The sequence below is a fragment of the Microbacterium sp. Leaf161 genome (genome assembly GCF_001423645.1).
Taxonomy (GTDB): Bacteria; Actinomycetota; Actinomycetes; order Actinomycetales; family Microbacteriaceae; genus Microbacterium; species Microbacterium forte.
Map to the genome: position 1 here is coordinate 1,795,742 of NZ_LMOW01000001.1, position 26,132 is coordinate 1,821,873.

18 protein-coding genes are annotated in these 26,132 nt (G+C 68.8%); 12 read left to right on the plus strand and 6 right to left on the minus strand.

Annotated elements, in window-relative coordinates:
• Positions 1–88: 88 nt before the first annotated feature.
• Genes ASF87_RS17710 through eccCa form a run of 3 tightly spaced genes read left to right on the plus strand, consistent with a single transcriptional unit; the run spans position 89 to position 6,665 of the window.
• Positions 89–1,453 (plus strand): hypothetical protein, encoded by a 1,365-nt coding sequence (locus ASF87_RS17710; RefSeq protein WP_056375523.1) that lies wholly within the window; start codon positions 89–91, stop codon positions 1,451–1,453.
• Complete coding sequence (locus ASF87_RS08730) at positions 1,450–2,694, plus strand: RDD family protein (RefSeq protein WP_056375524.1); 1,245 nt, start codon at positions 1,450–1,452, stop codon at positions 2,692–2,694. The genes ASF87_RS17710 and ASF87_RS08730 overlap by 4 nt, the downstream gene beginning before the upstream one ends.
• Positions 2,691–6,665 carry a type VII secretion protein EccCa gene (eccCa, locus tag ASF87_RS08735; protein ID WP_056375525.1) on the plus strand — a complete coding sequence of 1,325 codons (3,975 nt, stop codon included), beginning with the start codon at positions 2,691–2,693 and terminating at the stop codon, positions 6,663–6,665. Before ASF87_RS08730 ends, eccCa begins: the two co-directional genes overlap by 4 nt.
• A 49-nt stretch (positions 6,666–6,714) precedes the next feature.
• Here eccCa and ASF87_RS08740 read toward each other — a convergent pair whose 3' ends face one another.
• Together ASF87_RS08740 and ASF87_RS08745 are read right to left on the minus strand one after the other, a co-directional pair.
• Positions 6,715–7,185: a recombinase family protein gene (locus tag ASF87_RS08740; RefSeq protein WP_052493032.1), complete on the minus strand. Its 471-nt coding sequence runs from the start codon at positions 7,183–7,185 to the stop codon at positions 6,715–6,717.
• A gap of 52 nt (positions 7,186–7,237) precedes the next feature.
• Entirely contained in the window at positions 7,238–8,227 is a 990-nt protein-coding gene (locus tag ASF87_RS08745; protein WP_056375526.1) for a malate dehydrogenase, read from the minus strand.
• Positions 8,228–8,278: 51 nt separating this feature from the next.
• Here ASF87_RS08745 and ypfJ point away from each other — a divergent pair, with 51 nt between their 5' ends.
• The gene (ypfJ, locus tag ASF87_RS08750) at positions 8,279–9,163 is read left to right on the plus strand and encodes a KPN_02809 family neutral zinc metallopeptidase (RefSeq protein ID WP_042542245.1); all 885 of its coding nucleotides are present in this window, start codon (positions 8,279–8,281) and stop codon (positions 9,161–9,163) included.
• A gap of 2 nt (positions 9,164–9,165) precedes the next feature.
• Entirely contained in the window at positions 9,166–10,128 is a 963-nt protein-coding gene (pip, locus tag ASF87_RS08755; protein WP_056375527.1) for a prolyl aminopeptidase, read from the plus strand.
• Between the two features lie 56 nt (positions 10,129–10,184).
• Here pip and ASF87_RS08760 read toward each other — a convergent pair whose 3' ends face one another.
• Genes ASF87_RS08760 through ASF87_RS08770 form a run of 3 tightly spaced genes read right to left on the minus strand, consistent with a single transcriptional unit; the run spans position 10,185 to position 13,667 of the window.
• Positions 10,185–11,939, minus strand: coding sequence for an aldehyde dehydrogenase family protein (locus ASF87_RS08760; RefSeq protein ID WP_056375528.1), 1,755 nt, complete (start codon positions 11,937–11,939; stop codon positions 10,185–10,187).
• 46 nt (positions 11,940–11,985) lie between these two features.
• Positions 11,986–13,365, minus strand: coding sequence for an MFS transporter (locus tag ASF87_RS08765; RefSeq protein ID WP_056376424.1), 1,380 nt, complete (start codon positions 13,363–13,365; stop codon positions 11,986–11,988).
• 38 nt (positions 13,366–13,403) lie between these two features.
• The gene (locus ASF87_RS08770; RefSeq protein WP_042542249.1) at positions 13,404–13,667 is read right to left on the minus strand and encodes a glutaredoxin domain-containing protein; all 264 of its coding nucleotides are present in this window, start codon (positions 13,665–13,667) and stop codon (positions 13,404–13,406) included.
• Between the two features lie 99 nt (positions 13,668–13,766).
• On the opposite strand from ASF87_RS08770, the gene ASF87_RS08775 reads away from it, so the two are divergent.
• Positions 13,767–14,159, plus strand: coding sequence for an SIP domain-containing protein (locus ASF87_RS08775; RefSeq protein WP_056375529.1), 393 nt, complete (start codon positions 13,767–13,769; stop codon positions 14,157–14,159).
• A gap of 30 nt (positions 14,160–14,189) precedes the next feature.
• Here ASF87_RS08775 and ASF87_RS08780 read toward each other — a convergent pair whose 3' ends face one another.
• Positions 14,190–14,648, minus strand: coding sequence for an adenylyltransferase/cytidyltransferase family protein (locus ASF87_RS08780; RefSeq protein ID WP_056375530.1), 459 nt, complete (start codon positions 14,646–14,648; stop codon positions 14,190–14,192).
• Positions 14,649–14,745: 97 nt separating this feature from the next.
• Here ASF87_RS08780 and ASF87_RS08785 point away from each other — a divergent pair, with 97 nt between their 5' ends.
• The 6 genes from ASF87_RS08785 to ASF87_RS08810 all read left to right on the plus strand — a co-directional run bounded on the left by ASF87_RS08785 (position 14,746) and on the right by ASF87_RS08810 (position 26,097).
• Positions 14,746–15,987 (plus strand): glycosyltransferase, encoded by a 1,242-nt coding sequence (locus ASF87_RS08785; RefSeq protein WP_056375531.1) that lies wholly within the window; start codon positions 14,746–14,748, stop codon positions 15,985–15,987.
• Between the two features lie 103 nt (positions 15,988–16,090).
• On the plus strand, positions 16,091–17,299 hold the full coding sequence (locus ASF87_RS08790) for a lipopolysaccharide biosynthesis protein (protein WP_056375532.1): 1,209 nt from the start codon (positions 16,091–16,093) through the stop codon (positions 17,297–17,299).
• A gap of 59 nt (positions 17,300–17,358) precedes the next feature.
• A complete protein-coding gene (locus ASF87_RS08795; RefSeq protein WP_056375533.1) occupies positions 17,359–18,684 on the plus strand; it encodes a YveK family protein in 1,326 nt (441 codons plus the stop codon).
• On the plus strand, positions 18,668–19,945 hold the full coding sequence (locus ASF87_RS08800) for an O-antigen ligase family protein (RefSeq protein ID WP_156145974.1): 1,278 nt from the start codon (positions 18,668–18,670) through the stop codon (positions 19,943–19,945). Before ASF87_RS08795 ends, ASF87_RS08800 begins: the two co-directional genes overlap by 17 nt.
• Positions 19,946–20,002: 57 nt before the next feature.
• On the plus strand, positions 20,003–20,653 hold the full coding sequence (locus ASF87_RS08805; protein ID WP_157550032.1) for a hypothetical protein: 651 nt from the start codon (positions 20,003–20,005) through the stop codon (positions 20,651–20,653).
• A gap of 95 nt (positions 20,654–20,748) precedes the next feature.
• On the plus strand, positions 20,749–26,097 hold the full coding sequence (locus tag ASF87_RS08810; protein ID WP_082508806.1) for a PKD domain-containing protein: 5,349 nt from the start codon (positions 20,749–20,751) through the stop codon (positions 26,095–26,097).
• Positions 26,098–26,132: the final 35 nt, after the last annotated feature.

Genomic DNA, 26,132 nt, shown 5'->3' on the forward strand with positions numbered 1-26,132 from the left:
GCGGATGCCGTGCACGCCCTCGGCATCTGGGTGATCAGTGGTCGGATGGGCCGCGGCGAGAGCCGCACACGGTCGATAGGGTTCAGGTATGTCAGTCGAAACGGTAGAGCGGCGTCGGATCGTTCTTCAGAGCGAGGATCGTCGATTCGATCTCTCGCTTCCGTTCGACGAGACCCTCGACGACGCACTCATCCTCAGCGGACTGTCCACGGCGGATCGATTCGTGACGATCGGTCCCGGCGGGTTCGAGATCCCCGGGGACACCGAGTGCGAAGACCTCGTCGATGGCGGTCTCTATGCGCTCATCGACCGCACGGCGCTGGCGCCGCAGGCCCGACCTGCGGTGACGAACGAACGGGCGTCGCGCGCAGACCACGGTGCTCGATGGTGGATGCTCGCGGTCAGCGGGCTGCTGCTCGTCGCCGTCTTCGCACAGGGGGCCGGAGATCCGCTGCTCAGACTCCTGATCGGTCTCTTCCTCGTGGTCGGTGCCGTCAGCGGAGCGGTCGCATGGTCGCGCCGGGATTCGGCGGCAGGGGTGCGCGGCATCCTCGGGGTCCTCGCCCCGGTCCTCCTCTCGTTCGCCGCGGGTGCTCTCCTGATCCCGGCGGAACTCGACGCGAGCGCGCACCTCTCCGCCGCCGCAGGTCTTCTCGCCGCCGGAATCACCACGGCGGTCATCGCCGTCTCTGCCCGAGCGCGTCCGATGCGGGCGGCCGCCGGAACCGCGACCGTGCTCCTCGTCGCCCTCGCCGCGGTCTGGGGGCTCGCGTTGCTGCTGCGCTGGGGACCTGCCGAGGCCGCCGCCATCTCGCTCGGACTCGTGCCGCTCGGACTGCGCGCTCTGCCGAGCAGCCTGGTGAACCTCCCTGAGGGGTACTTCATCGACTACAAGCACTTCATGACCAGTCGCTGGACGGTCCGCGGAGCCATCCCCGAGTCCGTCGGTCTCCTGCGACCCGAGCGCATCATCGCCGTCGTCGACGATTCCTCGGCACGACTCATCGCCGGAACCGCCGTGCTCAGCATCGTCGCCGCGCTGATGACCCCCCTCGCGTTCCTGCGCCCGTGGCCGGACGACCCCTTCGTGATCTCCGGAGGCATCGCACTTCTCGTCTGCGTCGGCCTCGCGCTGCTGCTGACACCCCGGCACACGACCTCGCGCATCCTCCGGTGGCTTCCCCGTGCGGCCGCCGCCGTGGTGTTCCTGGTCGCCGGTCTGCAGGCATCCGCCGCGATGGGCGACGGCTTCCAGGTGCTCGGTGCCCTTGTGCTGTTCGCTGTCGGTCTCACCGCGGTCGCGGTCATCATCCCCATCTCGCGCGGCGCGAGCTCGCTCGTCTGGTCGCGCTTCGGAGACGCCTTCGAATGGCTCGCCGTCGCGCTCGCCCTCCCCGCGGCGCTCCTCTACGCGAATGCGCTGTCCCTCCTTCGTGGAATGATGGCGGGATGATCGGGAACGGCGAACCACAGCCCTGGCCGGGCGGTGGCACCATGCCACCCGTGCATCCGGGGCCCGGCCAGCCTGGTGAGATCCCCGCGCTGCCGCCGGCGTTGATCGCGGCTCCGCCCGGAGTCGACGGCGCACCGCTTCGGTCGGGATCCACGCCTCCCGCACCGACGCCGATCGTCTCGACACGCGCCAGGACGAGACGCCCCTCTGACGGGCTCGGCCCGGCTTTCGTCGGCGCGCCGGCGGGGACCGGAGCGCGGATCGCCGCCTTCACACTCGATGCCGCGGCAGTGATCCTCAGCGCGGCGATCGTGCTCATCACCACCCGCAGCATGCTGCTCGCAGGGCTCACGGCCGCCGAGCTCGCGATCTTCCTCTGCGTGCTCGAAGCGCGCACCGGACTCACCCTCGGCAACGCCGTGCTGCGTCTGCGCGCCGCCCGCGGCGACCGGCCCTACTCGCCGGGCGTCGGGCGCCAGTTCGTTCGCGCGATCATCACCGGCGCCGGTCTCCTGGTGGCGGTCGGCAGCTGGGTCGTCGTCGCGTCGAGCGCGTGGGATCGCGGTGGTCGCCGTCAGTCCTGGGCCGATCGCGTCGCCGGCACCGTCGTGGTCTCGGTCCCGCCTCGTGCCGCCGCGGACGCGCAGCAGAAGGTCTCCGTCGCCGAGGCCGCCGCCCCTCTGACGCCTCCGCAGGTCGTGCCTCTGGGCGCACACCCGTCCGTCATCGACGAGGACTCCGAGCCGACCGAATCTCGCGCGGCCTCGCACCGCACCGAGACGCCCGCACCCGTGGCGCAGGGCGACGACAGGCCGCTCTTCACCGTCGCACCGGCCGCAGCACAGCAGTCCGATCCCGCCGCCCAGGCATCCGAGTCCGGAGCGCTGCTCCTGATCTTCGACACCGGGCAGCGCGTGCAGCTCGGGCTGCCGCTCGCGGCGAACCTCGGACGCGGACCTGTGGCGAGTGTGCACGACGACCGACTCGTGATCGTGACCGACCCCGACTCTTCGGTGTCGAAGACGCACCTGCGCCTCGAGCACTCGCGCGGCCGCACCTGGGTCACCGATTTCGGATCCACCAACGGCTCCGACATCCGATCCGACGACGGGCAGACGACCGAGCTCGTCGCCGGTGAGCGCGTCCTGCTCGACGACGCGGATCGCGTCAGGATCGGCAACCGCAGCTTCACCATCAGCCTCCTGCTGGCCACTGACAGCAGCGCCGGAGAGAGAGCATGACAGGACCCCGTCTCGCGCCGCCCCGCGTCCCCTCCGGAAAGCTCCCCGTTCAGGCGCCTCCTGAGCTCCAGCCCAATGACGGCGGCATGGGGATCCTCGGATCCCTGCTGCCGATGCTGGGCAGCGTGGGTGCGATCGTCATGGTCACGATGTCGAACCAGTCGGTGACGGGTCTGCTCACCGGCGGCATGTTCCTGCTGTCGTCGCTCGGGTTCGTCGCGGTGAACGGCTGGCGTCAGCGATCGCAGCGTCAGGCCGCGACCCTCGGCGAGCGTCGCGAGTACCTCGCGTACCTGACCGAGCTGCGCCAGACAGTGCGGGTCGCGGCGCGGCAGCAGCGCCGCGCCGCGAACTGGCACCTTCCTGCGCCGTCGGCCCTGCCGTACATCGCCGAAGAGCGCACGAGGGTGTGGGAGCGCGGCGCGAACGACCCCGATTTCCTCTCCGTGCGCGTCGGCACGAGCGATCAGCCGCTGTGCATCTCGCTCGAGGCGCCGGAGCTGCCTCCGCTCGCGCAGCTCGACCCGGTCGCCGCCTCGGCTGCGCATCGCTTCATGCTGACGCACGAGATCCAGAAGAACCTCTCGCTCGGCATCACGCTGCGCGACTACGCCCGTGTCGAGATCACGGGAGACGAGACCGAATCCCGCGGCCTCGCGCGCGCCATGCTGCTGCACCTCGCGACCATGCACGACCCCGACGCGGTGCAGATCGTGATCGCGGCAGACGCGGCTGTCCTGCCGCAGTGGGAATGGGCCAAGTGGATGCCGCACACGCATTCGCGCACGGTCAGGGACGGTCTCGGCGCCGCACGCATGATCGGCTCTCAGCTGTCAGAGCTCGAGGACATGCTCCCCGCCGAGGTGCGCGAGCGGCCGCGGTTCGCCCGCGACGGCTCCGGCGCCAAGGTGCCGCACATCGTGATCCTGACGGATGGCGTCACCACCTCGTTCAACGACGTGCTCGTGAGCGGCGACGGCGTGCAGGGGGTGACCGTGATCGACCTCCCCTCCCGGTGGGGTGATCTCGACGACCCGAACGCCCTGCGCATCGCGTTCGCGCCGGGCGACAAGGGCAGCCGAGCCGAGCTCGTCAGCCTGCAGGTGCCTGCTCGCCCCTTCGAGGCCGACGCGATCAGCATCGTCGAAGCCGAGGCGACCGCCCGGCGACTGATCGCCCTCTACTCGGGCGGCACGACGATCACGAAGAAGAAGAGCGCGACCGATCAGGCCGAGCTCGTCGAGCTGCTCGGCCTCCCCGACGTCCGTGATCTCGATCTCGATGCGGCCTGGTCGCCGCGTCTCGAGCGTGATCGGCTGCGTGTGCCCATCGGGCAGACGGAAGACGGCAGCCCGCTGATCCTCGACATCAAAGAGTCGGCTCAGCAGGGCATGGGCCCGCACGGCCTCATCATCGGTGCGACCGGTTCGGGAAAGTCCGAGGTCCTCCGCACGCTCGTCCTCGCGCTCGCGATGACGCACTCGCCCGAGCAGCTCAACTTCGTGCTCGTCGACTTCAAGGGTGGGGCCACCTTCGCAGGCATGGCCGACATGCCGCACGTGTCGGCGATCATCACGAACCTCGGTGAGGAGATCTCGCTGGTCGACCGCATGCAGGATGCGCTGCAGGGCGAGATGGTTCGGCGTCAGGAACTGCTCCGGGCGACCGGACCCTTCGCCAACGTCGCCGACTACGAGAAGGCCCGCCGTGGCGGCCGCACCGACCTCGCCCCGCTTCCCGCGCTGCTCATCGTCGCCGACGAGTTCTCGGAGCTGCTGTCGGCGAAGCCCGAGTTCGTCGACACCTTCGTGAACATCGGCCGACTCGGCCGTTCGCTCCAGGTGCACCTGCTGCTCTCGTCGCAGCGTCTGGAAGAGGGCAAGCTCCGCGGACTCGACACCCACCTGTCGTATCGCATCGGTCTGCGCACCTTCTCCGCCGCGGAATCGCGCACCGTCCTCGGAGTCCCCGACGCCTATCACCTGCCCACGCAGCCCGGCGCCGGAATCCTGAAGTCCGACACCGAGACCATGACGCAGTTCCGTGCGGCCTATGTGTCAGGGCCCCCGCCCCGGCGGCGGCGCCGTGCGGCATCCGGTTCTGCGCAGAGCACGGGCTCGACAGCGGTCGAGCTCTTCACCGCCGCGCCGGTCTGGCGAGCCGAGACGACGGTCGAGGAGCCCGAGGTCGTCGTCGACGCCGAGCCCGAAGAGAAGCGCAACACGTTCGAGATCGCCGTCGAGATGATGAGCGGACGCGGGCCGGCGGCCCACCAGGTGTGGTTGCCGCCGCTCGAGACCCCTGCCACCCTCGATCAGCTGTTCGGTGATCTCGTCGAAGACCCGGCCCTCGGACTCATCTCGCCGCGGTGGAGAGGTGCTGGTGCGCTCACGGTGCCGCTCGGAATCGTCGACGTGCCGCTCGAGCAGCGGCGCGAGAACCTCGCGATCTCGCTCGGGGGCGCAGCCGGTCACATGGCGATCGTCGGTGCGCCGCTCAGCGGAAAGAGCACCCTCGCCCGCACCGCGCTGGTCGCCCTCGCCCTCACGCACACACCGCAGGAGGTGCAGTTCTTCGTCATCGACTTCGGCGGTGGCAGCTTCACGGGACTGCAACGTTTCACGCACATCAGCGGCGTGGCCACGCGCTCGGAGCCAGACATCGTGCGCCGCACGGTCGCCGAGGTCACCAGCCTGCTCAACGCGCGCGAGGTGTATTTCCGCCAGAACGGCATCGATTCGATCGACACCTACCGGCAGCGCCGCGCCCAAGGGCTCGCCGATGACGGATACGGTGACATCTTCCTCATGGTCGACGGCTGGGGAACCCTGCGTGCAGAGTTCGAGATGCTCGAGCCGCAGATCCATGCCATCGCCGCGCGGGGACTCACCTACGGCGTGCACATCATCATCACGGCGTCGCGCTGGATGGAGGTCCGTGCCAACATCAAGGACCTCATCGGCACCCGCATCGAATTGCGTCTCGGCGACCCGACGGACTCCGAGGTCAACCGCAAGGCCGCCGAGAACGTCACGGCGATCCCTGGTCGCGGTCTCAACGAGAACGGCCTGCAGATGCTCACGGCGCTGCCGCGCATCGACGGCGTCGACGACGCATCCTCGCTCGCCGGCGGCATCGACGATCTCGTCACCCGCGTGGCGTCCGCGTGGCATGGCCCCGCCGGGCCCAAGCTGCGTCTGCTGCCCTCGCGCATCAGCCACGCCGACCTCCGGGCAGTGGCCGCTGCCGCGTCGGCGGACGGCTCGGAGCCGCGAGAGATCCTGCTCGGCATCGACGAGGCGAACCTCGCGCCGTTCTCGATCGACCCGCTCGAAGAGCCGCTGCTCTATCTCTACGGCGACGCAGACTCGGGCAAGTCGTCGATGCTCCGCGGCGTCGTGCACGAGATCACGCGTCTCTACGGTCCGACCGAGGCGAAGATCTTCGTCGTCGACTACCGTCGCGCGCTGCTCGGTGAGATCCCGCAGGAGTACCTCGGGGCCTACCTCACCTCGCACGAGATGACCGAGGGCGGGATGAGCGAGCTCGCCCAGTTCTTCCAGAGCCGCATCCCCGGCTCCGACGTCACGCCCGACCAGCTGCGCTCACGGTCGTGGTGGAAGGGCGCAGAGGGCTTCGTGCTCATCGACGACTACGACCTCGTGTCGACGTCGCAGGGCAACCCGGTCGCGGTGCTCGCCCCGCTGCTCGCGCAGGCGGCAGACCTCGGTCTTCACGTGATCCTCACGCGTCGCACCGGTGGAGCGAGCCGTGCCGCCTACGATCCGATCATCCAGCGCATGACCGACCTGGGCGCCACCGGCATCCTGCTCTCGGGAAACCCCGAGGAGGGACAGCTGATCGGCAAGGTCAAGGCGATCCCGGCGATCCCCGGCCGTGCCCAGATCGTCAGCCGCGACCGCGGCCTGGTCGCAGCGCAGCTGCTGTGGGTGCCGCCGAGCTATCAGTGATCTGGCTGGGCGCGGTCAGTGGGCGAGTGTGCCGACTGGCCGCCTGAGCTCAGCGGGTCGCGTCGGCGAGGTGACGTGCGTCGTGGCTCAGCACCTTGACGATGATGCCGTGGCGACGCAGCTCCTTGGCGGTGCGAGCACCCTCCTCGGCGTCGCGCCCCAGAGCGTTGATGTTCGCCACGACGAGAACGTCTCCGGTCTTCAGTGTGCCGATCAGGCGCGACAGTCGATCGCTCCAGCTCTCGAGGATGTCGGGAGCGGGGTGACGGAACCCCTCGATCGGCACCCCGAACCGGGTGAGGTCGTCGCGCTGCTCGACCACCGACGGCATGCCCTCGCGGGAGACGACGAGTCCGACCAGGCGCGACCCGTCGGGGCGCGCGAGCCAGAAGTCGCGGTTCTGCTGCAGTTCGGTGAAGCACTTGGGGCACTCCGCGGCCGCGTGCGGCAGATGCAGCGGACTCGTCAGGGCCTCGTCGACGGATGCCGTCGCCTTCATGGGATCGATCGTCTCGCTCATCGCGCACCTCCGGCATCCATTCTGCCCTGATCGGAGCCGGCGCGGTGACCTTTCAGAGCATCCCGAGCGCGCGTACCGCTTCTCGTTCGTCTACGAGCTCAGCCACGGAGGCGTCGAGGCGAGCCTGGGCCCATTCACTGATCTCGAGCCCTTCGACGATGTGCCACTCTCCGTCGATCGACCGCACCGGGAACGACGAGATCAGACCAGCGGGAACGCCGTACTCGCCGTGCGAGACGACCCCGGCAGAGGTCCAGTCGTCGGTGCCGTGCACCCAGTCGCGCACGTGCTCGATCGTGGCGTTCGCGGCAGACGCCACGGAAGACGAGCCGCGCACCTGGATGATCTCCGCGCCTCGCTTCGCGACACGAGGGATGAAGGTCCCATCGAGCCAGGCGGGCACATCGCCGACGATGGCCTCGAGCGCATCCGCGACCGGTTCTCCTGCCACAGTCGCGTGCGAGACGTCGGGGAACTGCGTCGCCGAGTGGTTGCCCCAGATGGGCACACGACGAATCGTGTCGACCGGCACTGCGAGCGTCTGCGCCAGCTGTGCCCTGGCGCGGTTCTCGTCGAGTCGGGTGAGAGCGGTGAATCGCTCTGCAGGGATGCCGTCTGCCGCGGCCGCGGCGATCAGCGCGTTCGTGTTCGCCGGGTTGCCCACCACGGTGACGCGCACGTCGGACGACGCGTGGGCCGCGATCGCGGCGCCCTGCGGGCCGAAGATGCCGGCGTTGGCCGCGAGCAGGTCTCCGCGTTCCATCCCGGGTCCTCGTGGACGAGCGCCGACCAGCAGAGCGAGGTCGCACCCGTCGAAGCCGACGGCGGGGTCGTCCGTGACCTCGACGTGCTCGAGCAGGCCGAAGGCGCCGTCCTGCAGCTCGAGGGCCGCTCCCTCGGCGGCGCCGAGCCCCTGGGGGATCTCCAGCAGCCGCAGTCGCACCTTCTCGTCGGGGCCGAGCATGTCTCCGGCGGCGATTCTGAACAGCAGTGCGTAGCCGATCTGTCCGCCCGCACCCGTGAGCGTGATGGTGGTCGTCATGACTCGAGCCTACGACCGTGAAGTGGCCGCCGTGCAGAGTACCCTCGTGGCATGACCTTCAACCCTGACGCGGATGTCTCCGGCAACACCGCCCGCCGACGCGGCCGCGGCGCCGTCGTCGCCGGAGCGGGCGGTGTCGGCCTGCTCGGCATCATCGCCCTGATCGCCGGACCACTGCTGGGCATCGACCTGACCGGCCTGCTGGGCGGCGGTGGCGGCACCGGCGGGGGCACCGAGCCTGCGGGCGGCAGCGTGATCGAGAACTGCCTCACCGGCGAGGACGCCAACGAGAACGTCGACTGCCGGGTGGCGGCCTCGCAGCTGGCGCTCGACGGCTACTGGGAGGACCACGTCGAGGGCTACCGCCCGCCGCAGCTCATCATCGTCGACGGAGCCACCTCGACCTCGTGCGGCACCGCGTCGAACGCGGTCGGCCCGTTCTACTGCCCGCCCGATGAGACGGTCTTCATCGATCCCACGTTCTTCGACCTCATGCAGCAGCAGTTCGGGGCATCCGCCGGCGATCTCGCTCAGCTCTACATCGTGGGTCACGAGTGGGGCCACCACATCCAGTACATCACCGACGTGATGAATCAGTATCCGAACAACGGCACCGGCCCGGACAGCAACGGCGTGCGTATCGAGCTGCAGGCCGACTGCTATGCGGGCGCCTGGATCGGGCAGATGACCCAGGAGAAGGACCCGGACGGTGTTCCCTACTTGTTGGAGCCGACCGAGGCGGAGATCACCGACGCCCTGAACGCCGCGAACACGGTCGGCGACGACAACATCCAGGAGCAGTCGTCCGGTTCGGTCAATCCCGAGAGTTTCACGCATGGCACCAGCGAGCAGCGGCAGGGCTGGTTCGCGAGCGGCTACAAGTACGGACTCGATGTGTGCGCCGACCCGCTCACGGCGGCGCCCGGAGAACTCTGACCATGGAACTCGACGCGCTGTATCCGCCCATCGAACCGTACGAGTCCGGTGAACTGCTCGTCGGCGACGGGCACCGCATGTACTGGGAGACCAGCGGCAACCCCGACGGCAAACCCGTGGTGTTCCTGCACGGCGGCCCCGGCAGCGGCACGTCGCCGTGGCAGCGCAGGTTCTTCGACCCTGAGGTATATCGGATCGTGCTCCTCGACCAGCGCGGGTGCGGGCGCAGCACTCCGCACGCGAGCGCCCCCGATGTCGACCTCCGCTTCGTCACCACCGCGCACCTGATCGCCGACATCGAGCTGCTTCGCCGCAACCTCGGCATCGAGCGGTGGCAGGTGTTCGGCGGGTCGTGGGGGAGTGCACTCGCGCTCGCCTACGCGCAGGCTCATCCGGATGCCGTCAGCGAGCTGATCCTGCGGGGCATCTTCACACTCCGTCGGGCAGAGCTGGAGTGGTTCTACGAGGGCGGCGCCGCCGCTCTGTTCCCCGACCTCTGGGAGGAGTACATCGCGCCCATCCCGGTGCTCGAGCGCTCGCACATGATCGAGGCATATCACCGGCGTCTGTTCGACCCCGATCCGGCCGTGCACGAACCGGCGGCTGTCGCCTGGTCGCGGTGGGAAGCCTCGACGGTCACGTTGCGCCCGGATGCCGCGCAGATCGACGCGATGTCCGACCCGCACACGGCGACCGCCTTCGCCCGCATCGAGAACCACTTCTTCGTGAACCGTGGATGGTGGACCGAGGGGCAGCTCATCGCCGGTGTCGACGGCATCCGTCACATCCCGACCGTCATCGTGCAGGGGCGCCACGACGTGTGCACTCCGATGATGACCGCCTGGGACCTGCATACCGCCTGGCCGGAGGCCGAGTTCGTCGTCGTCGACGATGCCGGCCACTCGGCGACGGAGCCCGGCATCCAGCGCGCGCTGCGCGCCGCGACCGACCGCTTCGCCGGCTGATCCCGCGGCGGCTGGGCCTCCGCGCCGGCCAAGCCCTCGCGGTGGCCGGTCGCACGTCAGGCGCGCAGCGCCGCGGCCAAGGTCTTCAACAGCCCGATCGTGCCGCCGTGCGCACGGAACCGCGTGAGGCCCTCGCTCACCGCTGCGCCCGTGCGGGAGGAGACGAACCACGGCGGCTTGGGCAGGATGGTGAGGCGCCCGCCGCCGTTGACGATCGGAAGAGAACGCGGGAACGGCCGGAAGGGTCCGCGGATCACAGAGCGCTCGACGCGATCGAGCAGGAGCGCGTTGTGGACGACGCCGATGCCGCTGCCGACGTCGGTGATCGTGCTGCCGGGGAACGCTCCCCACGTCATGGTCGGGGTGATGAAGCCGAAGGCCGTCCAGCCGTTGATCGCGATCGAACCATAGCGAAGGTCGGCGATCGCACGGTCGAAGCCCGCGCCGAGCGCCTTCTCGGTCGACGGGTCGATCAGCAGGTTCGCGCCGAGCGTGCCCTGCAGCCGGTCGTTCGCGTAGGCCACGGCCGCGTCGAGGAACTCCTGGCCGGTGCCCGCCACCGAGACGACGCCCAGCACCGGAGCGAAGTACTCGGTGCTCTGCAGTGCCGTCGCGTCGTCGCCGTCGGAGACCTCGACCAGCAGGCGATCGCCGAGCACGAGGGCGTCGGGGTACGCATCGGTCGCGAGGTGCATCCTCGAGGGCGAACCGGGGTACCAGATCGGCCGCTCCGGAGCGTTCGCGTAGGCGCGGCGCAGAGCGGCTCGGAAGTCATCGGCCTGCGCCCAATCCGACGAGATGATCACCACCTGGCCGGCGATGCAGTTGTGCCCGCTGTTCTGCAGGCGCATGGTCGCGACGTGCTCCGCCTGATACGTGAGATCGGCGTCCGTCCACTCACCGGGAACGATGATGATGGGCGACACCCCGCCGAGCTCGGCCGTGATGGGCTTCTTCAGCAGCGGACGGTTCTCACGGCGGCGCCGCGTGGCCGCAGCCCCGGCGCCCCACACGATGGCGTCGAAGGTCGCGGCCGACCCCGTGATGTGCACGTGCACGAGGTCGGGGTGGCCGGTCAGATAGGCGCCGACGTCGGGCCCGCCGCGCGTGATGCGCAGCAGCCCAGGACCGATGAGCGGCGCGAGCGCTCGCTTGTAGACGGGCACGAGGGCGTCCTGCGTCGGATTGACCTTGAGCAGCGCCGTGCGATTGTGAGCGAGCAGTTCGTAGAGCACGTCGAGCACCGGGATCGAGGTGATGTTGCCGGCGCCGAGCACGAGTCCCACGCCCCCCGGGTCCGACGGGGTGCGCTGCGCGAGCCCTGCCGCGGCGCGCGCGCCGTTGGGGGTGACGCCGGGTTCGAGCCAGACCTCTCCCGTGTAGCCGGAGAGCAGGAACCGGTCGATGCCGGTGAGGGGAAAGGCCTGCACGCGCGTGCGTCCGCCGGGAGCCCGGTCGATCGTGATCCCGTCCAGCGGGTTGGTGCCGTTCGCGAGGCGCGTGAGCGTCTCGATGTAGGCGTCGAGGGCGCCGAGCACGCTGTAGGGCCCGCTGAGCCATTCCTCTCCGCGCAGCGGATGCCGGCGGTCGAGACCCTTCGACGCGGCCGCGGTGTCGGCCCAGTCCTCCGCAGCTGCGGCGACGCTCGAGCGCACGGCTCGCAGCGGGGTGACCCGCTGGGCGAGCGTCAGGGCAGACCACGTGCGGGTGCCGCCCTGAAGGTCGTCGATCGCGGTGTCGAGGCGATCGCGTTCGGCATCTCCGAGCTCCGGGGTCTTCGTCGAAGCGGCGGGGGGTGTCGCAGAAGTCATCGGCGTCTCCTTCGGACGGGATCCCAGCTTATGTCGCGCACTCCGGTCAGACGTCGATGTCGGCGCGGCGCAGGCGGTAGCGGCGAAGCGTGAGCAGGCTCGCCGCCATCAGCAGGGCGGGCAGGATGCTGAATGCGAGCACGATGCCCGTGATCGCAGCACCCGGTTGCTGCGCGGTCGTACCCGCGACACTCGAGACGTATCCCGTCGCGGCCAGCGTGAGAGAGACCGCGCTCGCCCCGAGCGCGAACCCGACGGTCTCTCCCGCCGTCCAGACGCCCGTGAAGGTGCCGGCCTGGCCTCGTCCGGTGCGGCGCTCGTCGTGCGAGATCACATCGGGCAGCATCGCCATCGGCAGCGACTGCAGCCCGGCATAGGCGATGCCGGCCACAGCGATCGAGCCATACATCCAGGGGCCCGGCGTCCAGACCGCGAGGACGAGCGATGCGGCGGCGATCAGGAAGAGGATGCTCGCGAGAGCGAACGCCCGCTCCTTGCCCAGGCGCCGGGCGGCGACCGTCCAGCCCGGCGTCGCGATCAGGGCGGGCCCCACGAGCGCCAGGAACACGAGTGTCACGGCGTCTTCCGAGCGCAGCACCCACGTGGCGACGTACTGTGCGCCGGCGAGCATCGTCCCGGTGGCGAGCGCCTGCAGAAGGAATGTGCTGAGGAGGGCGCGGAACGGCTGACTGCGTCGAAGAGTGCGGAGGCCTGCGGCATACTGCTCCCGGAGTCCCGCCGGAGCGACCGCGGTGGGGCGTTCGTCCGCGGCCATATGACGGGCGGCGGCATCCGCTGTCCGTGACGCGACGAGCATGCCGACGCCGATGACCACGCCCGCCACCACGCCCATCAGCAGGTATCCCACGACGGGGTCGGCGGTGGCACCCCTCAGCTCGGGGCCGCCGGCGCCGAAGAGCAGGATGGATGCCGTGAGCACGACGACGCGCCACCCGAGCAGCCGGGTGCGCTCGTCGTAGCCCGAGGTCAGTTCGGCGGGCAGTGCGACGTAGGGCACCTGGAACAGGCTGAAGGACGTCGCTGTGGCGAGGAACGCGAGGAGCACGCAGACGGCGCCGGCGGCGGGACCCCATGACGGGGGCACCGCGAAGGTGAGCCCGAAGAACACCGGAAGAGTGAGGCCGCCTGCGACCATGAGACCTCGACGCGAGCCAGTCCTCGCGTACTGACGGTCCGACGCGGCGCCGATCACCGGGTCGATGATGACGTCCCAGATCTTCGCCCCGGTCACGATGAGGCCGGCGGTGAGCGCGGCGACACCCAGATTGTCGGTGAGGAAGTACGTCAGCACCAGCCCGGGGAGGGTCGCGTACCCGCCTGTGCCGAGCGAGCCGATCGCGTAGCGGGCGACCGTGCGGGCGGACAGGCGGACGGAGGCTTCGTCGGGCCGAGCCGCGGTGCTCATCGCGCCAGTGTATCGGTGCGCGAAGAGCACGCTTCAGGTCAGATGAGCGAGAGCTCCCGGAGCTTCGACTCGACGTCCGCGTTCGACGGCTCGACGTGGTGCGAGGAGTCGGGGTAGAGCACCACGGGGATGTTCATTCGGCCCGAGATCTCCTTCGCGATGTCGGCCGCCGAGGGGTCGGCGACGAGGTCGACGTAGGTGTACTCCACGCCGAGGGAGTCGAGTTGCTTCTTGGTGCGGATGCAGTCGCGGCACCAGTCGGCGCCGAACACGGTGATCGCGGAGTCAGCAGGAGAAGTCATGCTTCCAGCGTAGAGCGCCCTGGCTGGGCGGGCGCCGAGCGGGGGGACGTCACTGATCGATCATTGCTCACTAAGGGTAGCCTTACCTATACTTAGGGCATGAACAGCGCGTGCGAGCATCTCGAAGACCCCGAGTGGGAGAACATCGAGGGGGTCGTGCTCATCGCGGGCGACTCGACCGACGCGGGAGCCATCGCCGCCATCGCGGCGCGGCTGCCCTGGGATGCCGAGGGGGTCATCCTCCTCGAGGCGGCGGCACGCATCCAGTTCCGCCACATCGACGTGCCCGAGGGGGTGTCGGTGCGCTGGCTGCTGCGCGGCGATGGCATCCGTCAGCATGCGAAAGGCGAACGCCTCGCGAATGCCGTGCACTCGTGGTGCATCGAGTGGACGTGCGCAGAGCCCGCGCTGCAGTGGACGGTCTGGCTCGGCGCGCATACACCGCCGCACGTGGCGCGGATGGCACGCAGCCTGCTCGGCGTCGCCAACTGACGCCGCGGGCGCTGGGTCTGCGGGCCGGATTCAGCGGGTCGCGAGCGCCGGAGCCCCGACGGTCGCGCCGGCGCTGATCGCGTCGAGCGCGCGACGGAGAGACGAGCTCGACGTGTGCGCCGTGTACGGGAAGTACACCACCTCGACGCCCACCTCCGCGAACTCCCGCTCGAGCCGCAGGCCCTTGTCGGTGCCGCGCCAGTCGTCGCCCTTGAAGAAGTGCGTGAACTGCACGTCTCGCCACGAATCCATCTTCGACGGAGTGGTCTCGATGTAGACGTCGTCGACGAACGAGATGTGACGGACGATCTCCGCTCGCTCAGCGGTCGGGATGACGGGCTCGATGCCCTTCACCTGCCGCAGCATCTCATCGCTGACGACACCGGCGACGAGAATGTCGCAGTGCTGCTTGGCGTGACGAAGAAGGTTGAGATGCCCGACGTGAAACAGGTCGAAAGCACCCACGGCATAGCCGATGCGCGTCCCCATGATCTCCCCAGATCAATAATTCCCCAGAGGCGGATCCCCATCCGCCCAGCGACTCCCACAGCCGCATCCCGTCACTCTAGCAGGTCGTCGTTTCCTCATGCATAGGAACACATGGAACTATGGAGTCCGCAGTGCTGTCGGCACAGGGGAGGGGCGCACAGTGGGGACATCGGTCACCGTCATCGTGCCGACCTTCAACGAGCGCGAGAACGTCGCCGAGCTCGTCGCACGCACCGCCGTCGCGCTCGCCGGATACGACGCGGAGATCCTCTTCGTCGACGACAGCACCGATAGCACCGCCGCTGAGGTCGAGCGGGTGGCCGCCGACGCCCCGCTGCCGGTCAGGGTCATCCACCGCACGGACAACACCGGCGGACTCGGGGGAGCGGTCGCCGTGGGCCTCGAGGCCGCGGCATCCGATCTCTGCATCGTCATGGACGGCGACCTGCAGCATCCGCCCGAACTGCTTCCTGCGCTGGTGCGCCGGCACGACGAAGGCGATGCCGATGTCGTGGCAGCCTCGCGCTACATCGGCGGGGGCGACATGAGCGGTCTGGGCACTGCCGTGCGGTTCGGAGTCTCTCGGTCGGCCACCTGGCTGACGCGAGCGATGTTTCCGATCCGTCTCGCGCGCAGCACCGATCCGATGACCGGCTTCTTCCTGGTCGACCGCACGCGCCTCGACCTCTCCGCCCTCAGGCCGCAGGGCTTCAAGATCCTTCTCGAGATCCTCGCCCGCACCGATCTGCGCATCGCCGAGGTGCCGATGGAGTTCGGCGAGCGCCGCCACGGAACCTCCAAGGCGAGCCTGCGTCAGGGGGCGACCTTCGTCGCGCACCTGGCCAGACTGCGATTCGGCAAGATGTCGCTCTTCGCGATGATCGGTGTGATCGGGGCGGTCGCCAACCTCGGCATCATGTGGCTGCTGACGCTGGCCGGTGTGCCCTACATCTGGGCGGCGATCATCGGCGCCGAGGTCACCATCATCGGCAACTTCATCCTGCAGGAGCGATTCGTCTTCGCGGATATGCGCACGGATGCGCGCGGGTTGGGCGGTCGCTTCGCCGCGTCGTTCACGTTCAACAACGTCGAGGCCGCGCTGCGCATCCCTGTGATGGCATTGATGGTCGAGACCTGGCATATCTCGAGCGTCCTCGCGACGGGACTGTCGCTCATCGTCGCGTTCTTCGCACGCTTCCTCTTCCACTCCCTGGTCGTATATGCGCCGAAACGACGCGTGAAGGCGGATGCGACGACGGGCGAGCCGAAGCCGGACACCGCGACCGTGCGCATCATCCGGGCGATCGACGCCGAGGCGATGAAGCCCGGCGAGCTCTGAGGTCGTGCCGCCTCAGATCACCGCGCGGCGCGCCGGGGCCCCACGGTAGACCCGAACTCGTGGGTCCGGTCTTGCGTGCGAGGATGTCTGGCGGGGAGGCGAGATGAAACGCAAGGCTCTGGGGGCCGTGATCGCGCAAGCGGCGCAGGCGGGAATAGGTCTGCTTCTGCAGATCCTCGTCGCGCGGCTGCTCGGGATCGATGAGTACGGGCGCTTCGCGATCCTGTACGGGGTCGTGATCGTCGCGACGGCCGTAGTGACGGGACTCATCGGCGATTCACTCGTCGTGCTCGAGCGTTCGCAGCGTGCGATCCGGGCCGGTCTGCAGGCGATGCTGCTCATCACGTCGGCGGTGCTCGCGGCGGGTGCGTTCCTGACCGCCTGGCTGACGGGCTTCTCGGATGCGCTCGAAGCGGCGATCTTCGCGGTCGCCCTCGCCGCATTCGCCGTCGAGGAGATCGTGCGGCGGCTCCTGATCGCCCACATGTCGTTCGTGCGCACCGCCGCCACCGATATCTCGGGATTCATCGTCGCGCTCGCGATCATCCTCATTGTGAATGCGACCGGAACCCTCTCGCTGGGGGTGTTCCTCGCGGGCATCGCTGCGGGGCAGATCGTCGCGACAGTCATCGGCTGGCTGCTCGTGCCCCGCTCCGATCGACATCTCGTCGGACTCCGCGGTGCCACGATCGCCCCTGTCTGGCGCTATGGCATGTGGCGCGGACTGCAGCAGGTGCTGCGCCCCAGCCTGTTCACGGTGCTGCGCCTCCTGGTGCTCGCGGGCGCCGGACTCACCGCGGTCGGCCTGCTCGAAGCTGCGCGCACGTACACATCGCCACTGATCCTGGTGATCGGTGGGCTCTCGTCGTTCCTGTTCGTGCGCTTCGCCGACCAGCACAAGGCAGGCACGGGAGGCTCCGTCCGTGAAGCGGACCGCGTCGTGGGCTTCCTCCTGATCGGCACGGTCCTGATGAGCGTCGTCGCCGTGGCGCTGGTTCCCTGGGTGAGTCCGCTTCTCTTCGACGTCGAGGTCGATCCGCTCGCGGTGGTCGCCTGGCTCGCGTATGGGATGTCGGTTGCGATCGTCACTCCGTACGGCGCGCTGGGAGCGGTCGGAGGCAAGCAGGTGGCGGTGTTCCTGATCCGCCTCTCGGACACCGTCCTCGCGATCATCGCCGTGATCGTGATGCTCGCGTGGGGAGCGGAACCGTCGACTCTCCCGTTCGCACTCGCGGTGGCTTCGATGCTCGGCGGTCTGGGTCTGCGGTGGCTCGTCGTCGCCGACGGTCGGACCGAGAGGCCGCCGCGGTAACAGGTGGCCGCGGGGCGAATGGTAGGTTTAGGCCCTGTCTTCGACTGAGGGGGTTGGCGATGGAAGATGTTCCTTACGGACGTATTCTGCGCGAGGGATGGGTGGTCATCGTCGTGCTCGCGGTGTTCGGGGCCGGCATGGGGTGGCTCGTGACCAAGATGCTTCCAGAGACCTATGCGGCGACTTCGACCCTCCTGCTGCGCGTCGACTCGACCGAGGCATCGCTGTTCGAGCGCAACCAGTTCAGCCTGGCGCGCATCAAGTCGTATCCGCCGCTGGTCGACAGTCCGGAGGTCATCGACGCCGTACGCGACGACCTCGACCTCGACGACGACGAGTACCCCGACCGCGACATCCGGCGAATGGTCTCGGCCGAGAACACGGCTGACACCGTGCTGCTCGTGGTCCGCGCCGACGCGCCGACCGCCCAGCTCGCAACGGACATCGCCAATTCGGCCGCGACCCACCTGTCTGAGTTGATCGGTGAGACCGAGAACGACGAGGATGACGCGCGCTACACCGTGGCGCTCGATCAGGTGCTGCCGGCGGTCGCACCGCTTGCTCCGATCTCGCCGCAGGTGACGGCGATCACAGGGCTCGGCGGCATCGCGGGTCTCGCGCTCGGAGCGATCGTCGCCGTATACCGCACCACGACCAACCGGCGTCTGCGCACGATCTCGGACGTCCGACGCTCGTCCGGTCTTCCCGTCATCGGGCAGATACCGAGACGCAGCCGTCTGCGCCAGGACGCGAACTCCGGAGCGGCAGTCGCCTACGAGGAAGCGGCCGGAAACCTCGTCGCGCTCGCCGGAGGCGGCGTGCGCACGCACGTGGTCGTCCCGGCCACAGGCGACGCGATGGACGACGAGGCGGTAGCGGGGATGCTCGAGGCCCAGCGGCTGATCGGTGCGACCGCATGCGTCGTGGACACGAGAGAGTCGCACGTGAAGGGCAGGGGTCGCACGCTCAACGAGGTGCTCGAGGGCGAGCCGATCTCGACCGGTGAGGAGGCCGACGCGGTCTTCGTCGCCGACGATCCCATCCCGCTCGAGAAGCTGGTCTCGGAGCTCCCCGACATCATCGCGGCCATGCACGAGGACTTCGATGTGGTGGTCGTCCTGTGTGATCCCGGGGCGTCAGCGCTCATCGAGAAGCTGGTGGGTCCGGGGTCGGGCGTCATCATCAACGTGAAGCACAACTCCACGTCCGCGACCGATCTGGTGGCCGTCACGACGCGCCTGCGGGTCATGGGCGTGCGCCCGGTGGGCGTGGTGATGCTGCACACGGGCTCGAGGTCGCTCGGCTCCATCGCCGAGTCATGGCGGATCTCCGACCGTGATCCGGTTCTCGCGGGCACCGGAGGCTCGCATGCCCGCTCTGACTGACACCCGTCGCCAACCCCGGCAGCAGTCCGCTCACCACCCGAGCACCGCGCGGGTGACGGCGGTGGGCGCTCTCTACGTGCTGATCATCGTCAGCGTGATCCCGTGGCGAAGCGCGACGATCTACTCCGGCGGTGCCGATGGAGTGGTGGTCGCCAAGGCGTTCATCGCTGTGCTCGCGTTCGCCGCCACCCTCGCCCTTGCCGCGCGGACACGCGAGCGGGTCGCCGTAGGGATCGCCCCTGCATGCGTGATCGCCCTCGCTCTGCTGGTGAGCGTGCTGGGTTCGGTTCTCGCGGGCAACGACTCCGCGACGATCATCCTCGTCGGCAGGATGTTCCTGGTGATGGCCACGATCCTCTTCCTGCTCACCACCGTCCCCTGGGTGACGAGCATCGTGTGCCTCCTCGCGGCGATGGCCTCGGTGGCGGTCGTCGCCGCCGTCACGGGCCTGCCGAGTCTCGCGGCAAGTGGTCGCCTCGGCGGCGGCATCCCCGAGATCCATCCGAACGAGCTCGCGGGACTCGTGGCCGCGCCGATCATCGGACTGGTGATCCTGATGCTGCGCAACGGCGTGCGGGTGTGGCGCCTGCTCGCCGCGGTCGTTCTGGTGGGGATCGCCGTGGCCAGCGGATCGCGGACCGGGCTGCTCGCGATCGTCGTCGGAATCGGCGTCGCCGTTCTGGTCAACGGGATCCGCGACCGCAGCGTGCTCTATCTGCTTCTCGGAGCTCTCCCGCTCGGTTACGCCATCGGCTCGTTCACCGACGTGTTCGGCAGCCTGGCCACGAGAGCGGGTTCCAACGACACGTCCACCGCGCTCGACTCGCGCTTCGACGTGTGGAGGGTCGTGCTCGGCTGGGACTGGGGGGAATGGCAGAAGTGGATCGGCATCGGGCTCTCGGCCAAGAAGATCCCTGTCGACATCAAGTGGCGTGACGAGCAGGTGCTCGACAGCAGCTGGGCGTCGCTGCTCGCCCAGACCGGCCTCATCGGCACGGCGCTGATCGCGGCACTCATCGTGTGGTGCGTGGCGAGCGCGCTGATCTCGTCCCGGCGTCGGTGGCTCATCACGCCGCTGCTGACTCTCGTCATCATCCGCTCCGTCACGGAGAGCGGGTTGATCGACAGCGCTACGGCCTTCATCCTGTTCTTCGTCGTGGCCTCGCTGCTCACACATCGGTCGCGACATGCGGACGACCCCGTGGGACCCGAATACGATCGGGTCGACGGGCGCAGGTCACACCACCTGAGTCTCACCTAGAATGTCGGTATATCCGTGTCATCGACGCGGAGAACCGGTGCGCGGAGGAGGGGACCAGTGTCTGAGTCGCTCAACGAGCCGCGTCGGCGGATGGGGTGGCGAGGATGGGCGATCGCCGGCGTGATCGCGGCGCTCCTCATCGGCGGAACGGTCTGGGGTGTGCTGGCGAACAGCGACTCCAGTGAGGGGAATCCCGGTGCTTCGGCATCCCCCGGCGCCACGGGCAGCCCGGGGCCGACACCGACGCCTCAGCCCACTGAGTTCGAGACGCCGTCGCCCGGCTCCACCGACGCGGTCGTCAAACCGGACGCGGGCGATGAGGTGCCGATCGACGAGCCGGCGCCGCCCGTGCAGGGCGTCGTCTCAGAGGTCACGGCACTCGAGGCCATCACTGCCGGCAACGACATCCCGGGAGAGCCGAGCGGCCCGGCGATTCAGGTGACGGTGCGGCTGACGAACGAGTCGGACGAGGCTGTCGATACCGCAGGCGCGAACGTCACTCTCACGTACGGCGGTGACGACAGACTTCCGGCGGCCGGTCTCACGGGAGACGCCTCCTCGGTCTGGCCGGCATCGATCGCAGCGGGCGACAGCGCAGAAGCGATATTCCAGTTTGCAGTTCCCTCTTCTCCTGAGGGGGACCTGCGTGTTACCGTCGATATATTGGCCTCTGCGCCAAACGTCATCTTCGTAGGCCCACGACCCTAGGTCGTCAGCACCGAGCGACGTAATACTGGGGAATCATCGTTCGGTGCCGATGTAGGGGTCGCGCACGAACGGTCCATCATCTGGGGAGATGAACGATGGGCACTACAGCAATGTCTTGGGGACGCCGCGGACGCGGTGCATTGATCGCGATCGCGGTGACGCTCGCCGTCGCCTTCGGATCGCTGGTGACGATGTCGCCCGCGCAGGCGGACGTGAGTCCACCGGCCGGAGAGGCCTCGACGGTCACCGCTGATTCGCTGCCGACGGTGCAGATCAACGGCATCGTCTGGGATCAGGCCGTGGTCGGCAACGTCGTGTACGCCGCCGGCAAGTTCACCAGCGCACGCCCCGCAGGGGCGGCCGCCGGCACGAATGAGACGCCGCGATCGAACCTCCTGGCCTACGACATCCGCACCGGGGTGCTGATCGCGTCGTTCGCGCCGTCGATCAACGGCCAGGTGCGTCAGGTCGAAGCATCGCCAGACGGCACTCGCCTCTACATCGTCGGTGACTTCACGACCGTGAACACCCAGACCCGCAACCGCGTGGCGGCGTTCGACCTGCCGAGCGGAAACCTCGCGGCGTTCAACCCGAACTCCAACGGCGTCACCTCGGGTGTCGCCGCGACCAACGACACCGTGTACATCACCGGGACGTTCGGTCGCGTCTCCGGCAACGACCGTTCCGGCGCCGCAGCGTTCACCCGCGCCGGCGCTCTGCTGCCCTGGGCCCCGGCGCTCGAAGGCCGCCAGGGTCGTGTCGTGACCGTCTCTCCCGCGGGCGACAAGGTGGTCCTCGGCGGTAACTTCCAGACTCTCAACGGCAGCTCGAACCCGGGCTACGGCCTGGCCATGGTCTCGGCATCCGACGCCTCCCTGCTGCCGTTCTCGGCGAACAACGTCATCCGCAACGCAGGACTCGACGCGGCGATCCTCTCGCTCAAGTCGTCCGGCGACGACATCTACGGCACCGGCTACGTGTTCGGCGCCGGTGGCAACCTCGAGGGCTCCTTCCGCGCATCGTGGTCGAGCGGCGACCTCGTCTGGGTCAACGACTGCCACGGCGACCAGTACGACGTGGAGCCGATGGGCGACACCGTGTACGCGGCCGGTCACTCGCACTACTGCGGCAGCCTCGAAGGCGGTTTCCCGCAGAGCGACCCCTGGTCCTTCTACCGCGGTCTCGCGGTCTCGAAAGACGTCGCGCGGACGACGCCCTACGGACTGAACCTCGGATACTACGACTTCGGCGGCAACCCGGCGCCCAAGCTGCTGCACTGGTTCCCCGCTTTCAACGCGGGCAACGTCAGCGGCGCATCGCAGGGCCCGTGGTCGGTCAGCTCCAACAGCGAGTACCTCGTCTACGGCGGTGAGTTCACCCGGGTGAACAACACCGGTCAGCAGGGTCTCGCCCGGTTCGCGGTGACGTCGAAGGCGCCCAACGCGCAGGGGCCGATCCTCTGGAACACGGCCTGGCCCGCCTCGTCGATCGCCCTCACGGGCGGATCGGTCCGCGTCAGCTGGCCGCTCAACTACGACCGTGACAGCGAGTACCTGAAGTACGAGGTGCTGCGCGACAACGCGGTCGTCAAGACCTATGAGAACGTCCGGTCGAAGTCCGCCGACTGGGGGCTCCCTCCGATGGCGTTCGTCGACACCACCGTCACGAACGGAACCACGTACACGTACCGCGTGCGTGCCACCGACAACGAGGGACACTCGATCCTCGGTGGGACGACGACCGTGACGGCATCCGGATCCGCGGCCCCGAGCGCGTACCGCACCGCGGTGCTCGATGACGCACCGTTGAACTACTGGCCCCTCGACGACTCGTCGGCCACGCTCTCGTACGACTGGGCCGGTGCATCCGACCTCGCCGTGCGCAGCGGCGTGACCCGCGGAACCACCGGTGCCATGCTCTCGGACTCGCGCAGCGCGTCGAGCTTCGACGGCTCCGGCGAGGGCTTCGCGTCGACGACATCGGCGATCGCCGGTCCGAACACGTTCGGCATCGAGGCCTGGTTCAAGACGACCGCCACCAACGGTGGAAAGATCGTCGGATTCGGCAACAGCTCCACCGGCACCTCCGGCAGCTACGACCGCCACGTCTACATGGAGCCGAGCGGACAGGTCACCTTCGGTGTCTACCCGGGGTCGTCGCAGACGATCAGCTCGGCCAGCGCGTTCAACGACGGGCAGTGGCACTACGTGTCGGCGGGTCTGAGCGACGGCGGCATGGTGCTCTACATCGACGGCGTCCGCGTCGCCCAGCGCACCGATGTCACGTCGGCGCAGGCGTACAACGGCTACTGGCGAGTCGGAGGCGACAGCCCGTGGTCGGGAGCAGCCTTCTTCCCCGGTCAGATCGACGACGTCGCCATCTACGGCGCCCCGCTGACCCGCGAGCAGGTGGCTTCGCACTACACGGCATCCGGTCGTGAGCTCGAGGGATCGACCGCTCCGGCTGACGCGTACGGCGCGGCCGTGTACGCCGCAGACCCCGCGCTGTACTGGCGACTCGGCGAGTCGACGGGCGACACCGCAGCGGATGCCTCGGGCTACAACCAGAAGGGCACCTACTTCGGCAGCGTCAGCAAGGGCGCCGACGGAGCCCTCGCCGGTGTGACCAACAAGGCGGCCTCGTTCGAGGGTGGCCAGGTCATCAGCCAGAACTCCTACACGAACCCCCGCTCGTACTCGCTCGAGGCATGGTTCAAGACGAGCACGACCACCGGTGGCAAGATCATCGGCTTCGGCAACAGCTCGAACGGCAACTCCTCGGGCTACGACCGTCACGTCTACATGACACCGGACGGCAAGCTCATCTACGGAGTGTGGGTCGGCTTCGCCGACACGCTGCAGACCTCCGCGTCGTACAACGACGGCCAGTGGCACCAGGTGGTCGCCACGCAGGGCGCCACCGGAATGCGCCTCTACGTCGACGGCGTGGAGCAGGGGTCCAACGGCCAGACGAATGCTCAGGACTACACCGGGTACTGGCACGTGGGCGGCGACGTCACGTGGGGTCCGGGCGACTGGGAGTTCGACGGATCGATCGACGAGGTCGCGGTCTACCTGTCGCCGCTGTCCGGAACGACCGTCTCGCAGCACTACGCGCTGGGAACCACGGGAGCGCCCGCGAACATCGCACCGACGGCGAGCTTCACTAACACCGTGACCAAGCTCGGCCTCGCGGTCGACGCGAGCGCCTCCGCGGATGCCGACGGCACGATCGCGAGCTACAGCTGGAACTGGGGCGACGGAACGCCTGCGGGCACCGGAGCCACGGCGACGCACACCTACGCGGTCGCGGGCTCCTACACGGTGACCCTCACGGTGACGGACGACAAGGGCGCGACGGGCACGTCGACGTCCGTCGTCGAAGCCGTCGCGAACCAGGCGCCGGTCTCCTCGTTCACCTCCGCCGCCACCGACCTGAAGGCCGATGTCGACGCGAGCGCCTCGCAGGACACCGACGGCACGATCGCCGGTTACTCGTGGAACTGGGGTGACGGCTCGGCCGCAGGATCGGGCAAGACCGCGACCCACACGTACGCGGCAGCGGGAACGTACACCATCACGCTAACGGTGACCGATGACGAGGGAGCGACGTCGCAGACGACGGCGTCGATCACGGTCACGGCGCCGGTGGGAGCGGTGACCTACGCCACCGACTCGTTCAACCGCACGGTCGCCAGCGGCCTCGGTACCGCGAACACCGGGGGAGCGTGGACCCTGTCGAACACGGCATCCAACTACCTCGTCAGCGGCGCCTACGCGGCGTTCCAGCAGCCGGCCGGAGGAGCGCAGCGGTACGCGTATCTCACGGGAGTCTCCTCGACCGACACCGCAGTCGACGTCGACGTGGTGCTGCCGCAGCTCCCGACCGGGGGCAGCGCGTACTACACGGTGGCCGCACGTCGTGTGGGCACGGAGGACTACCGGTCGCGGGTCATCGTCTCGCCGACCGGCGGGGTCCAGCTGCAGCTGCAGCAGACGGCTACCGTCCTGACGACCGCGTCGACCGGGCTGACCGTGAGCGCCGGTGACGCACTGCACGTGCGCACCGAGGCCACGGGCACCTCGCCGACGACGGTCAGGGCCAAGGTGTGGAAGGTCGGCACGGCTGAGCCCGCGAACTGGACCTCGTCGACGACGAGCTCCACCGCTGGTCTGCAGTCGGCCGGACACGTCGGTCTCGGTGTGTATCTCGGCGGCTCGGTCACCAACGTGCCGTTCCAGACCCGGTTCGACAACTTCTGGGCAGGATCCACGACGGGCGGCCCGACGCCTCCCGCCAACCAGGCGCCGGTCGCCGCATTCACCAGTTCGGTGAGCGGGCTCTCGGCCACGGTGAACGGATCGACCTCGACCGACGCCGACGGCACCATCGCCTCGTACGCCTGGGACTTCGGAGACGGAGCCACGGCCACGGGCGTCACGCCCGCTGCGCATGCATATGCTGCCGCAGGCACGTATCAGGTGAAGCTGACGGTCACGGACGACAAGGGTGCAACCGGAACGGTCACCAAGGCGGTCACGGTGACGGCGGGTCCGGCCAACCAGAACCCTGTCGCATCGTTCACGGCGACTCCGACCGATCTCACGGTCGCGGTCGACGGCACGGCATCGACGGATCCTGACGGCTCTGTCGCCTCGTATGCGTGGAACTTCGGTGACGGGTCGACCGCCACCGGGTCGACGGCTTCGCACCCGTATGCCGCAGCGGGCACATACACGGTGACGCTGACGGTGACCGACAACCTCGGCGCGGCGAACACCGTGACGAAGTCCGTGACGGTGGTCGCTCCGGCCGGTGCGGCCTTCGCCGCCGATGACTTCGGTCGGGCGAACGGCACGCTCGGGGCGGCCCAGACCGGTGGTGTCTGGACGCAGACGAGCGGAGCGGCGAACGTCGCGATCGACAACGGGGCAGCGAAGTTCACGACGCAGGCGGCGGGGCAGACTCGGACGGCATCGTTGAACTCCGCCACCTCGACAAGCACGGATCTGACGTTCACCGTGACCGCGCCGGCGATGCCGGCCGGAGCGCGCGTCTATGTCGCGGCACTCGCTCGAGTCGTCGGGTCGGATGACTACCGGGCGCGGTGGCTGATCGGTGCCGACGGATCGGTGACGGCACAGCTCGCCCGCGGTGGCACGGCATTGGTCTCGCAGAACATGGCGGGCTTCACGTTCGCCGCCGGAACGGTATATAACGTGCGGGTGCAGGCATTCGGCACGGGTACGACGACGCTCCGGAGTAAGCTCTGGGCGGCGGGAACGACGGAGCCGGCTGCCTGGCAGCTGTCCACGACCGATTCCACCGCAGCACTGCAGACCGCCGGTTACGTCGGGATCTCGACCTACGCGGGATCCGGCTTCACCAGTGTTCCGTACACCCTGACATTCGACGACTTCCGAGCACGAGGAGTGACACCCTGACTTTCGCAGATTCGTACCGGAGCCTCGCGGCCGCC